This is a genomic window from Sneathiella marina, from assembly GCF_023746535.1.
Classification (GTDB): domain Bacteria; phylum Pseudomonadota; class Alphaproteobacteria; order Sneathiellales; family Sneathiellaceae; genus Sneathiella; species Sneathiella marina.
The window spans coordinates 2,034,165-2,047,014 of record NZ_CP098747.1 but is presented as its reverse complement, the minus strand read 5'-3'; the positions used below and the strand labels follow the sequence as shown (position 1 = coordinate 2,047,014).

Below are 12,850 nucleotides of genomic sequence, written 5' to 3'. Positions count from 1 at the left end.
TAACAAGGGTCAATATCAACTTGGGGGAACAAGTTTGGGTACAGGTTCCTTTACCCGCAATGCCTTACCGCGTCCAGACAAAGACGGGTTGGTCATAAAATAATTATGAGCTGAAAAAGGCTTTTTCCCGCCCTCAACCCGCTGATAGTCGCCATTTTTGGTCAAACGCCAACTTTGAGCTGTGTCTTTTAAGCAAGCAACCATGATTTGATCCAAGACTTGCAGATGCACGGTTGTATTGGTAACTGGGACCAGAGTCTCTACCCGTCGATCAAAATTTCTTTGCATCCAGTCTGCGGAGGAAATAAACACTTTTGCCTCCGGTGATGGCAGTTTGCGCCCGGCTCCAAAGCAAACAATACGAGAATGTTCAAGAAACCTTCCAACAATACTTGTTACATAGATATTTTCAGACAATCCTTTTATACCAGGTCTCAGGCAACAAATACCGCGAATGACCAATCTGATCTCTACTCCGGCATTGCTCGCTTTATATAACGTGTCGATTATTTTCGGGTCGACAAGCGAATTTAGTTTCGCCCAAACACTGGCCGGTTTCCCTTGTTTGGCAAATTCAATTTCATCCTCAATCATTTCAATCAAAGAATCGCGCAGACTGTATGGCGATAGAACGAGTTTGGTGAGTCCTTTTGGTTTTGCATATCCCGTAATGTAGTTAAACATCAATGAAACATCTTTCGCCAACTGAGCGTCTGCTGTAAAAAGCGACAGATCGGAATACACAAGCGCATTGACCGGATGATAGTTTCCAGTCCCAAAATGCATATAAGTTTTAAGGGCTTTACCCTCTCTTCTTACTACCGCCGAAACCTTCGAATGTGTTTTAAGATCTATAAAACCGTATATGACCTGTGCCCCAGCACGCTCCAAATCCCGCGCCCATTTAATATTCGCTGCTTCATCAAATCGTGCTTTCAACTCAATCAGAACTGTTACAGATTTTCCTGTTTCGGCCGCTTCTATCAATGCACTCACGACAGGGCTGTTTGTGGACGTGCGGTAAAGCGTATGCTTAATGGCAATTACATCAGGGTCGGCTGCTGCCTGACGAATGAAATGAACGACGGCATCAAAACTTTCATAGGGATGATGCACAATAATATCTTTGTTGCTTATCGCTGCAAAAATATCTCCGCCGGTTTGGCGTACGCGCTCAGGATATCGCGGTGTATGTGGTGTGAAACAAAGGTCTGGTCGCTCGTCTGTAATTAAATTTGCTGTGTCTGACAATCCCAACAACCCATCAACAACAACAATCGCCCGACGGTCCAAATCCAGCTCAGCAACCAGGAAATCAATAAAGGACTGAGGCATTTCCACGTCTACTTTAAGCCTTATAACACTTCCCCTTCGCCGGCGTTTAAGGGCCGTCTCGAACAGACGAACCAAATCCTCTGCCTCTTCTTCAACTTCGATATCGCTGTCTCGTACCAGACGGAACAGGCCTTGACCGGCAACAGTATATCCAGGGAAGAAATGACCCAAAAACAGTGTCACAATATTTTCAACACTTATGTATCTAACCTCTTCTCCGGGTAATCGAGTAAATCTGTCCAGCGTTTGTGGTAACAAGAGTAGAGCCTTGAGTTTACGCTCGTCATTTTTCCGGACCAGTTCCAGAAACATTCCAAAGCCTAAATTTTGAATAAAGGGGAACGGATGCGCTGGATCCAGTGCCATAGGTGTCAGGATAGGATATATCTGGGTTTCGAAATGCCCTTTAAGCCACTGCAGGTCTTCTTTATTAAGCTCATCTGGTGTTATGACAGAAACACCGGCATTGCGAAGTTCGACAAGCAAATTCTTCCATTGAACTTGTTGCTCTTTGATTAGAGTTTTTGCCTTCTGGTCCACTTTCTCCAGTTGCTGGATCGGCGTCAGTCCATCGTCACTGAGTGTTTTGACATGCGCTCTGATTTGGCCCCAAAGGCCAGCGACGCGCACCATATAAAATTCATCAAGATTTGCCGCAGAAATAGATAAAAACCGTAGTCTTTCCAATAAAGGATGAGCCGTGTTCGCGCCCTCTTGAAGGACGCGGTCATTGAAGGAAAGCCACGATAATTCACGGTTAATAAACCGCTCTTTACTTTCCATCAAAATTTCCGGCTCAGGACTTTCTGATGCCATATCGACCGATGAAGCCATTCCCATTTCCCGTAAAAACTGCTCTTCCCATACGATACCAATCAATATGTCACAGTTTTATGACAATTCAGCTGTTTCCTTCTGGTTCAATATCCAGGATAGAACAAAAAGGTAAAAATTCACTCTACCTTTTTCCAAACCTGCGTTTTACATATAAACAGCACACAACCTTCGACTTCAAGCTCCCCCGATTTTGCTATTGTCAAAGTCGAGCTATATGTTTTTCCATCTTCCGGATTGTAAATGGTACCGTCATCCCATTCCGTTTTTGATTCAGGTGAAAAACCGTTCAATAACTCCATTCCGAGAATTGGCCTGCCCCTCAGGGCTTCATCTGTATTATTTATATCTTTTTTTGGTTTTCCTTCTGCGTTGTTTGGTTCTTTTAACCAAACTATCTTACCGCAAAACTTGTCTCCACACGGCTCAATCTTAACGTGGCTCTTACCTTCTACCGTTGACCAGGTTCCAGTAACATCCGCATAGGCTTTCGATGCCAACAATGAAAGAGAAACAACAGCAGCGAAAAATAATCCTTTGTTAAGCAACATCTCAATTTCTCCCTTAGGTAATCCCATTTACAAGGTGCCTGGAAAAGCGCCCCCATCCAATAGTAGGTTCTGTCCGGTAATAAACCCGGCTTTATCACTGCATAAAAAAGCACATGCAGCCCCGAATTCTTCAGCTGTCCCAAATCGACCGGCCGGATTTCCTGCCGCACGTTCTTTACGCAGTTGCTCCAGGGGCATTCCTGTAGACTTTGCAACGGTTTCAAAGTTACTTTTTAGGCGATCCGTATCAAACGGTCCGGGAAGTAGCGCATTTATTGTCACATTGTCGATTACTGTTTTTCTCGCGATGCCCGCTACAAACCCGGTGAGGCCCGCCCTTGCGCCATTCGACAAGCCCAGAATATCGATGGGTGCTTTTACAGCAGCCGATGTAATATTTACAATGCGACCGAATTTTCGCTCCCGCATACCATTGACTGTTGCCTTGATCAGTTCAATTGGCGTGAGCATGTTGGCGTTAAGCGCTTTCATCCAATCGTCTGTCGACCAGTCTTGAAAGTCTCCCGGAGGTGGTCCGCCGGCATTATTTACCAGGATATCAGGATTGGGACAGGCCCGAAGGACATCCGCCCGCCCTTCCGGCGTCGTTATGTCACCCGCAAGCGCTTTAACCTCGACGCCCCATTTATCTCGAATAAAATCAGCCGTTTCATTCAGGGTCGATGCTGTTCGCGCTGTGATAACAAGATTTACCCCCTCTTCCGCCAAAGCTTCGGCGCATCCGCGACCCAAACCCTTACTTGAAGCACAAACGATTGCCCACTTACCTGATAATCCTAAATCCATTTCAATTTTCCTGTTCTTCCATCAAGACGTCCCGTACGAGGGGAATATTTATTTTTCTTTTCTGTGCGAGCGCCCGCTTATCCAGGATTGATACCATTCTTGCAATTTCAGCAAAAGAACGCTCAATCCGATTAAGTAAATATTGAACGACATCCGGTGTTACCGCAAGCTGTCGGTCTGAAAAATGTTTGACAACCAATGCCGCAAATAACTGATCGTCCGGTTCCTCAATCGCTGCAATTGGAATAGTTCCCAACCGCGATGCCAAATCGGGCAACGTAAGGTTCCACTGTTTTGGTGCCATTTCAGCCGTGATAAGCATGCTGTTTTTATTCTCCACCATTAAATTAAACAAGTGAAACATCTCAGTTTCAGCTACTCCGGGTTTAATGTCCTCACATAAAACAGGAGTGGTCGCTATCTCTGCAAGGGCCTCTATTGATAATCCCGCCAAATCTGACGACTGGATAAGTATGGCGTTGGACATCGTTTGCCAGACTCCAGCAAGATGCGACTTACCGCACCCCCTCGGTCCTGTTAAGATCAAAAAGCCGCTCTGCCAGGCTGGCCATTTATCAATCCAGCCAACCGCAATCTCATTGGCCTGTGCAACAAGGAAATCTTCACGACCATCCGCCGACCGAAACGTGAAGTTCATTGGAATTTGAGAAGCTTCCATAGAGTACATTCTTTTATCGAATTGAAATGGGTAAGTTACTTTTCGTCTTCTTCCGGGGGCGGTACAGGGGCACCATATAGAGGGCTTTCAAGATACTGCCGAATAGAGAAGCGACTAAGTACACCTACAACGGCGGCCATCGGAACTGCAATCAAAACACCCACAAATCCGAACAGACTACCACCTGCCAGCAAACCGAACATGACCCAAACAGGATGGAGACCAACTCGTTCGCCGACTAGATTTGGTGTCAGTACATATCCCTCCAGAACCTGCCCGACGACAAAAATAACGCCAACTATACCGATCATGACAAAATCCGGCCAAAATTGCACAAGTGCCACACCAATGGACGCAACTGCCCCGATAATTGCACCGACAAATGGAATAAATGAAATCATTCCCGTTATGATTCCGATTGTTAGGCCAAATTCCAGGCCTGAAGCCATGAGCGCAATACCATAATAAAGAGACAATATTAGACAGACAGTTGCCTGCCCCCGCACAAACCCGGCGAGAACGTCATCAATCTCGCTGGCCAGGCGACGCACCTCATGGGCATTTTTGACAGGAAGCCAACTATTCACCTTCTCGACGATATGATCCCAGTCCCGCAACAGATAGAATGCAACGACGGGTGTAATGACCAGCAGTGTAATGATATTAACTAAAGCGAGACCGCCACCAATTATGTTCTTAGACAACGCCCCGAGACTTTTGACGGCCTCCGCCGCATACAGAGCAAGAGATTTTTTAACTTCCCCGTTCTGTTGCAAATCACTTACATCAACAAACCGCTCAACAATTGGCATGAGAAACGCGTGTAGTTTCGTGATATAGCCGGGCAACCTATTCAAGAAACCCAATAATTGCTCTATCAAAACCGGAACCAATAGGATTGTCAGCAAAATTACAAGCAGGACAAAAACTCCAATGATAATTGTCGTTGCCAAAGACCTGTTCAGGCCGAGATCTTCTAGTTTATCAGCAACGGGGTCCAGAAAATAAGCAACGGCCATTCCCAATATAAAGGGCAGCAGGATATTGCTTAATAGCACAAGAAAGAGAATGAATAGCGCGACAAAAAAAGCCCAAAATTTCATATGTTGTTTTAGCGACATCTCAGGGTTTCTCCAGGTTGGGTTGCCAGCGGGTTTACTTCTAACTATTTTGCCGCGACCATTGCAAAATGTAATTATGTCCGGAAAGGACAGTTGTTACGGCAACCGCGTAGATACACATGACGATAAAAAAATTATCATCAATATTTAATCCACGATCACCCAAAATCAAAGCAGCTAAACTGATTTGAAAGAATGTATTGAATTTACTGATTTTCGAAGGAGCAATTTCAAGGTTCAGCTCCATAAGAAAGGTCAGCAATATTCCACCTACGATCAGGATATCTCGACTGACCACCAAAATAACCAGCCAGCTTGGTAAAAATTCCTGAATTCCCAAGGTTACGTATATCGATACCAACAATACTTTATCAGCCAATGGATCCAAATACGTCCCGAGCGGTGTTACCAGATCAAATTGCTTTGCTATCAAGCCATCGAGAGCATCCGTCACACCGGCGATCAAAAAAACAATAAATGCTGCCAACATCTGCTCACGCAAGATAAGCCAGACGATTAGGGGCACGAGCATCATGCGAAATAGTGTAATGCTATTGGGGATATTCACAGTATATCCAATTCACGAAATTAAAAATCAAACATCTGTCAGTTCCGAACGGGGTCAAGTGTCCAGTAACCGCTATTATCAACTAATTGCAAATCCTGCTGAGCAAGCGAAATCCTGAGTTGATCAATGCTCCCGAGGAAAGTGACATGCCAAAAAGCTTTTGCCACCGACAAATCAATTGTCCGCGTACCACTCACAGATGAGAGGCTCTTCACCTGCTCCTGTATATGGAGCCAATCCTCTAGACCTGTAATAGTTGTGGTAACAGCAAGAGTATTCTCCACACTAAAATCAATGATATTTTGCTGTTTCCAGTCATCCTGTTGTTTTTGCAGGATATCAAGAATGGCACTTTGCATTAGAAATTCCGGATCATCAGTTCCTATATACGAATCGATGACAGTTGTGGAAAACTGTCCACTGCGTTGTCGCGAAATTTCAAGAACCAGGCGACCGTCCTGATCTTCACGGAGCCTGGCGCTAATAATCAGCGTACCTGGAGTTTCATAAATGTCTTCAATAACACCAAGTGCGTCTTCATCGAGTGATACGGCCTGCTGAACGTCGATAGCCTGAATATCCGCAAAGTCGCCGGCAGGAACAATAACTGGTTGAGAGAGTGTTTGTGCGGCGTCATCCAGATTGGATTCAGCGATTTCCGGTCTTACACCAAAATCGATGACGTCGACCCAGGCGGTACGCCATGGATTTGGCTCTTCCCAGAGTACTTTAGTTTCACCATTATTAAATACGGGAAGAACCAAAAGAGGTTTGGCAACCGCTTCGGCAAATGGCAGCCCCGCGTTTCGTAGCACATCCCGAATCTCCTGACGCTTAAATTCGAATGTCAGGTCAGCGAGATACCGCTGCGGCGCTGTACGCTCGTTCGCAACCTGAAATCCGGCGACCAGGGGTGTGATTTCCTCATCCTGAAGTACGGGAATATCCAAATGATATGCCACGGGTACAAGTTTTCGCAGCAAGGTGTAGAAAGCGCGTCTCTGCCCGACCCTGATAGCTTTAGTCTGGGCCTGCGGTATAGTTGCCGCTGTCGTATCAACCGAGATATCTCTCACTGTATACTGGTCATTTTCAACAGCATGGGCCGGGACTGTCGTGAGAAATGAAATAAACAGGACGCAAATAACCTGATGCGTGACATTACTTAGAATTCGTTTTGTATCCGTCATTGCAAACCACTGGAAAAAAAGTATGTTGAGCCGAGCATAAACTACTGGTTGGGTGTAGCATATCTTATGAACAACGATAGCTCCAAAAAAAGTTACAGTTACAAAGACGCAGGTGTTGACATTGATGCAGGAAACTCTCTTGTTGATGCAATAAAACCACTCGCAGCAGCCACAAAACGATTGGGCGCGAATGCTGACCTTGGTGGATTTGGCGCAATTTTCGATCCAAAGGCTGCCGGGTTTAAAGATCCCTTGCTGGTTTCAGCCACAGATGGCGTTGGCACAAAATTAAAAGTAGCGATTGATATGGGCCGTCACGATACAGTCGGAATTGATCTGGTGGCAATGTGCGTCAATGATCTGGTTGTTCAAGGCGCGGAGCCCTTATTCTTCCTTGATTACTTTGCAACGGGTGGTCTTGAAGTTTCCGCAGCGCGCACAATTATTTCTGGGATTGCCGAAGGATGTAAGCAAGCCGGCTGCGCTCTGATTGGCGGTGAAACGGCTGAGATGCCGGGAATGTATGCCGCAGGTGATTACGACCTTGCTGGCTTTACCGTGGGTGCCGTCGAGCGGGATCAATTGCTACAAGCTGATCAGCTAAATGACGGTGATGTTCTTTTGGGGTTAGCGTCTTCTGGGGTTCATTCCAATGGTTTTTCGCTTATTCGCAAACTTGTCAGCGATTTTAACCTGAATTATTCTGACAAGGCACCTTTTGATTCGCAACAATCACTGGGAGATGCGCTAATCGCACCAACCCGAATCTATGTCAAAAGTTGTCTTCAAGCAATTCGGGCAGGACACATAAAAGCACTATCCCATATTACCGGTGGCGGCCTGTTCGAGAATATTCCCCGTATTTTACCCGAGACACTTGTTGCTGAGCTTGACGTCACTTCCTGGCCTTTACCCCCCCTCTTCAATTGGTTAGCCGATGTCGGAAACATAGCCCCGCGGGAATTGGCAACAACATTTAACTGCGGCTTGGGGATGGTGGTTGCGGTTTCTCCGGAAAATGAAAAGCTGGCAATTGATATGCTGACTAATGCAGGAGAAACGGTCTATTCCGTTGGCCGGCTCCGTAATCGCATTGGCAATGAAGAGCAAGTGAACATAAACGAGTTGGAAATGGCGTGGCAAAGTTAAGGGTTGCGGTTCTCATTTCATCCCGCGGGAGTAATATGCAATCTCTCGTAAAGGCGTGCGCCGTTGAAAATTTTCCAGCGGAAATTGTTACGGTTGTCTCAAATAACCTGGAAGCAGCCGGCCTCAAATTTGCCGCAGAGAACAGTATCTCGACGCGTGTCATTGATCATCGTGATTTCGACGACCGGGAATCTTTTGAAACCCAACTCACAGAATATCTTGCAGAACTTGACGTAGATCTTATATGCCTTGCGGGCTTCATGCGCCTATTAACAGCAGATTTCGTAAATCGCTGGCGGGATCGAATCCTGAACATCCACCCTTCCCTGCTTCCGGCTTTCAAGGGGTTGCATGTCCATGAAAGAGCCATCGAATCCGGCGCCCGTTTCACCGGTTGCACCGTACATTTCGTTCGTCCGGAAATGGATGACGGACCCATTATTGCGCAGGCTGCGGTGCCCATTTTACAGGATGACACAGTAGACATCCTCGCTGCCCGTATCCTGGAGCAGGAGCATCTTATTTACCCGCTTGCCCTACGGTTAGTCGCGGACAAACAGATCCGGATCAGTGGTCCAATTGCTATTTTAAACGAAGCCGATCAACCAACCCGATCCCTTGTTAACCCAAAACTGGATATGTAAAAGTAATTTATTTTCGTTGTGCTGTGATTATGATTTCAAAATGTATTTTTAAATCAGCAATTTTACTTGTTATCCTGCTGATAGCAGCTTGTCAGGAAAGTGAGCAGAAAATGAATATTGGCGCAATTTATAATTTGACCGGAGACCAGAAAAATCTGGACATCCCATCTTCGCAGGGCGCATTACTTGCTGTTGAAGAATTAAACAGCAATGGTGGTGTTTTAGGGCGGAAAGTTAATCTTATACTTGAGGATGGCGAAACGAATCCTGCCGCCATTACCCGTAAAACAGAAGCCATGATCGACGCCAATTCAGATATGCCTGTCCTTATCGGCATGTCTGATACAGATGTTGTCCTCGCGGCAGCGCATGTTGCGGCAAAACATAAGCGTTTGTTCATTACATCTGGCGCTACTTCCCCACTTTTGCCTGAACATGTACCAGACTATCTGTTTCTCGCCTGTTACGGCGACAATGTGCAAGCGGCGGCGGCGGCGGAATGGGCTGTCCACAACCTGAAGATTTCAAAAGTCGCAGTCCTGTACAAACAAGGCATGTCTTATACAGAGCTCCTCAGAAAATATTTTGTTTCGCGATACACAGAGCTTGGCGGAACAATTACCTTTGATAAGGCATATACGGCAGACAGCTTTGCAGAACTGTTCGGTGAACTTGGTGATGCTGAATTGATTTTTCTTTCTGCGTCTCCTGATGAGGTTATCTCAGAAGTTTCCCAACTTCGAAATGCGGGGATAGCAGTCCCAATCCTGAGCGGTGATGGATTTGATATCGGTGAAGGATGGCAACAGCTTCCCGATGAAGACAATAGTTACTTCACCACCCATGCAGATGTAGGCGCAGATAACACATCCCCGGCCGTCGTTGCCTTCCGTGCAGCGTTTATGGAAAAATACCCCGGGCATGAGCCAGATGCCTTCACGGCATTGGGCTATGATACAGTCAAGCTGGTTGCTGCAGCTATCGAAAAAGCTGGCAGCACGGATGTCGAGGCGGTAAGAAAGGCGCTTTCAACATTACAAGATTTCCCGGGGATTACGGGAAATATCAGCTTTTCCGCTGGTAATCCCATTCCGGTAAAATCCGTTGCCTTGGTCAAAGCTGATAAAGGTTCCGAAAAGCTCGTAGAGGAAATTTTACCGACAAATATACCCGCTCCATAACATTAGATACACTTGCCCCTTGTCTTGCGGGGTTCAAATTTGTTTAACTAAGCTGCATGATGTCAAGGAGGGTACAAAATTACTCAGCAGGACAAGCGCAATATAGACACTTTTAAGCTCGCGGTTCATAGAACCGAGCTGGCGAACCGACGCACCCTTATGGCCTATGTGAAGACGGCAATTGCCTTATGTGCTGCGAGTGTCGCTTTAATTCAATTGCTAGATGACAAATTGCTCGGATTTTTAGGATGGATACTGCTGCCCTTATCCCTCACCGTATTATTGATCGGTATTTTTGATTATCAACGGGTCAAGAAGTCCATCAATGAAGAAAAACGCGACGGTGGATTATGAGGCGCCGCTCTTCAGACGCAAAAAAAGCCGGGGGATAAATCCACCGGCTTTTCTGTGTCCGCTAATATCTTAGCGAGAATAGAATTCGACGATCAGGTTCGGTTCCATCACAACCGGGTATGGAACGTCTGACAGGTTAGGAATATTATTAAACGTTCCCTTCAATTTCTTTTGATCCACGTCAAGATATTCTGGAATGTCACGTTCCGGGCTGTCAGCAGCTTCTAGAACCAGAGCCATCTGTTTGGATTTCTCACGAACTTCAACAACGTCACCCACTTTTACCTGATAAGAAGAAATATTCACTTTCTTACCATTAACCAGGACATGGCCGTGATTGACAAACTGGCGTGCTGCAAAAACCGTCGGCACGAATTTCATGCGGTAAACAACAGCGTCCAGCCGACGTTCCAGAAGACCAATAAGATTTTCGGACGTATCACCTTTCAGGCGAACGGCTTCGGCATAAAGACGACGGAAGCTTTTTTCCGTGATGTTACCGTAATATCCTTTGAGTTTCTGTTTGGCACGAAGATGGATACCAAAATCAGAAATTTTACCGCGGCGACCCTGACCATGTTGGCCCGGTCCATATTCCCGGCGGTTTACGGGGCTTTTAGGACGGCCCCAGAGGTTTTCGCCCATGCGGCGGTCAATTTTGTATTTCGCTTGAATGCGCTTGCTCATAAACTTAATCCAGTTCTATCGATTTAGGAAAAAGGCATGCCGACGAGGCTTGCTCAAGCGGCGCACTATACTGATGATAAAAACCTTGTCAATCCTTATGTGGACTGAGATTGTCCCGCCAGCTTATCGACAAATGACAAGATCTCTTTTGAGACTATTTCCGGCGCTTCATGGGTGACCCAATGGGTTACATTCGGCAATCTGACGATCTCAAGATCAGGCACCAATTCCGCTAATCCATCCAGGTTTTCAGGGACCAATGCGTGATCCTCTTCTCCCCATATAACCAGGGTCGGTACCTTCACGACGAAATCAGCAGGATTAAGACCAAATCCTTTTCCCTTATTCTCAGCTGTTGCCGGTGTTAAAGGCGATGCCCGATAATAATTCAGCATGGATTTTAACGCATTCGGCCGTGTCCAGGCGGTCAAATAGGCCTGCCTGTCTTCTTCGGTCATCTGTCCTGTTGCTAAATGTTCCTTAAACGTCCATTTCAACAGCCATTCGCAGTCATTTGCCAACATATCATCTTCTATCCCCTCATTGCGGAAATAGGCCATATACTGGCTTTGCTCGATTTGCGTCTCATTTTTTGATAATAGCTCTGAAAAGATAAACGGGTGTGGACCATTCATGATGACCAGTCCCTTGATCTTTTCCGGATGCGCAATAGCCATGGCCCAGGCAACACCAGCCCCCCAGTCATGAGCAACAAGGTAGAATTTTTCATGTCCCAGTTGCTCAACCAAGCGAAACATATCGGCCATTAAATGGTTGATACGATAGGATTTAATGCCTTCAGGCTTATCTGAAAGATTATAGCCGCGCATATCCGGTGCGACCGCATGATACCTTTCGCCAATATCCGGGAGCTGTTGCCGCCATGTGTACCAAAATTCCGGGAAACCATGTAGCAACAGGACCAGGTCCTGCTTGTCCCTACCGCTTTCAGCATAATGAATTTTGATATCGCTGATTGCCGTTATGTTATGAGTGATTTCCGTCATTTTTTTTATCTTTCACCTTCATGCTCAGACCCTTTACCCCACCCTGAAAGGCTCGCACATCAGATTCCATCAACCCCAGCCGCTGAAACATTGTCCGCATATTCCGCAAAATAACAGGTTTTCTATTAATTATCGGATCAAAAAAACCGCGCGCATCCAATTCACGCTCGATACGGTCGAACAGATATGACAATTCCGCCTTGGTAGCTGGCCGTTCCTTATTCAGTATTTGATGATCAGGCGTGTCGTCTGCCGCCTGAAACCATTCGTACCCTAACAGCAGAACAGCTTGGGCCAAATTAATCGATGAAAATTCCGGATTTAACGGAACTGAAATCAGGCTATCGGCCAGAGTCACATCATCGGCAGACAGTCCGACACTTTCTTTTCCGAACAAAATCCCTGTTGCAATACCCGTTTGAGATTGATGTCGAAGATCAGTAGCAGCCCCGTTGGGTGTCGATGTTTTCTTGATCACATCCCGTTGTCGGGCTGTCGTCGCATAAACATATTGCAGATCCGCTACGGCCTCGGCTGTGGTGTCAAAAATCCTGGCGTTCTCCAGCACCCGATCCGCCCGCGAAGCCATCGCCACGGCGCGCTCATTGGGCCAGCCGTCTCTGGGTTTGACGATACGTAATTCTGTTAGACCAAAATTCAGCATGGCACGGGCAGAGGCACCAATATTCTCCCCCATCTGGGGCTCCACCAGAATTATTACCGGTTGGTTCGTCTTAGACACA

The 12,850-nt window shown here is 46.4% G+C and carries 14 protein-coding genes; 4 read left to right on the top strand and 10 right to left on the bottom strand.

Features of this window, described 5'->3' with window-relative positions:
- Positions 1–15 precede the first annotated feature (15 nt).
- The 7 genes from NBZ79_RS09755 to NBZ79_RS09725 all read right to left on the bottom strand — a co-directional run bounded on the left by NBZ79_RS09755 (position 16) and on the right by NBZ79_RS09725 (position 7,085).
- Positions 16–2,169, bottom strand: a complete 2,154-nt coding sequence (locus tag NBZ79_RS09755; RefSeq protein ID WP_251932194.1) for an RNA degradosome polyphosphate kinase — start codon at positions 2,167–2,169, stop codon at positions 16–18.
- A 119-nt stretch (positions 2,170–2,288) separates the two neighbouring features.
- Positions 2,289–2,747, bottom strand: coding sequence for a DUF2147 domain-containing protein (locus NBZ79_RS09750; RefSeq protein WP_251932193.1), 459 nt, complete (start codon positions 2,745–2,747; stop codon positions 2,289–2,291).
- On the bottom strand, positions 2,748–3,527 hold the full coding sequence (locus tag NBZ79_RS09745) for an SDR family oxidoreductase (RefSeq protein ID WP_251932192.1): 780 nt from the start codon (positions 3,525–3,527) through the stop codon (positions 2,748–2,750).
- Between the two features lies 1 nt (position 3,528).
- A complete protein-coding gene (locus NBZ79_RS09740) occupies positions 3,529–4,206 on the bottom strand; it encodes an HdaA/DnaA family protein (RefSeq protein ID WP_251932191.1) in 678 nt (225 codons plus the stop codon).
- A gap of 35 nt (positions 4,207–4,241) precedes the next feature.
- The gene (locus NBZ79_RS09735; protein ID WP_251932190.1) at positions 4,242–5,327 is read right to left on the bottom strand and encodes an AI-2E family transporter; all 1,086 of its coding nucleotides are present in this window, start codon (positions 5,325–5,327) and stop codon (positions 4,242–4,244) included.
- Positions 5,328–5,367: 40 nt separating this feature from the next.
- Positions 5,368–5,895, bottom strand: coding sequence for a CDP-alcohol phosphatidyltransferase family protein (locus tag NBZ79_RS09730; RefSeq protein ID WP_251932189.1), 528 nt, complete (start codon positions 5,893–5,895; stop codon positions 5,368–5,370).
- Between the two features lie 38 nt (positions 5,896–5,933).
- A complete protein-coding gene (locus tag NBZ79_RS09725) occupies positions 5,934–7,085 on the bottom strand; it encodes a DUF2066 domain-containing protein (protein ID WP_251932188.1) in 1,152 nt (383 codons plus the stop codon).
- A 66-nt stretch (positions 7,086–7,151) separates the two neighbouring features.
- On the opposite strand from NBZ79_RS09725, the gene purM reads away from it, so the two are divergent.
- The 4 genes from purM to NBZ79_RS09705 all read left to right on the top strand — a co-directional run bounded on the left by purM (position 7,152) and on the right by NBZ79_RS09705 (position 10,413).
- Positions 7,152–8,234, top strand: coding sequence for a phosphoribosylformylglycinamidine cyclo-ligase (purM, locus tag NBZ79_RS09720; RefSeq protein ID WP_251932187.1), 1,083 nt, complete (start codon positions 7,152–7,154; stop codon positions 8,232–8,234).
- Positions 8,222–8,878 (top strand): phosphoribosylglycinamide formyltransferase, encoded by a 657-nt coding sequence (gene purN, locus NBZ79_RS09715; RefSeq protein WP_251932186.1) that lies wholly within the window; start codon positions 8,222–8,224, stop codon positions 8,876–8,878. The genes purM and purN overlap by 13 nt, the downstream gene beginning before the upstream one ends.
- A gap of 110 nt (positions 8,879–8,988) precedes the next feature.
- On the top strand, positions 8,989–10,059 hold the full coding sequence (locus tag NBZ79_RS09710; RefSeq protein WP_251932185.1) for an ABC transporter substrate-binding protein: 1,071 nt from the start codon (positions 8,989–8,991) through the stop codon (positions 10,057–10,059).
- Between the two features lie 159 nt (positions 10,060–10,218).
- Entirely contained in the window at positions 10,219–10,413 is a 195-nt protein-coding gene (locus tag NBZ79_RS09705; protein ID WP_251932184.1) for a DUF202 domain-containing protein, read from the top strand.
- A gap of 69 nt (positions 10,414–10,482) precedes the next feature.
- Here NBZ79_RS09705 and rpsD read toward each other — a convergent pair whose 3' ends face one another.
- The 3 genes from rpsD to NBZ79_RS09690 all read right to left on the bottom strand — a co-directional run bounded on the left by rpsD (position 10,483) and on the right by NBZ79_RS09690 (position 12,849).
- Complete coding sequence (rpsD, locus tag NBZ79_RS09700) at positions 10,483–11,100, bottom strand: 30S ribosomal protein S4 (RefSeq protein ID WP_251932183.1); 618 nt, start codon at positions 11,098–11,100, stop codon at positions 10,483–10,485.
- 95 nt (positions 11,101–11,195) lie between these two features.
- Positions 11,196–12,107, bottom strand: a complete 912-nt coding sequence (locus NBZ79_RS09695) for an alpha/beta fold hydrolase (protein ID WP_251932182.1) — start codon at positions 12,105–12,107, stop codon at positions 11,196–11,198.
- Positions 12,088–12,849 carry an RNA methyltransferase gene (locus NBZ79_RS09690; RefSeq protein ID WP_251932181.1) on the bottom strand — a complete coding sequence of 254 codons (762 nt, stop codon included), beginning with the start codon at positions 12,847–12,849 and terminating at the stop codon, positions 12,088–12,090. Before NBZ79_RS09690 ends, NBZ79_RS09695 begins: the two co-directional genes overlap by 20 nt.
- Position 12,850: the final 1 nt, after the last annotated feature.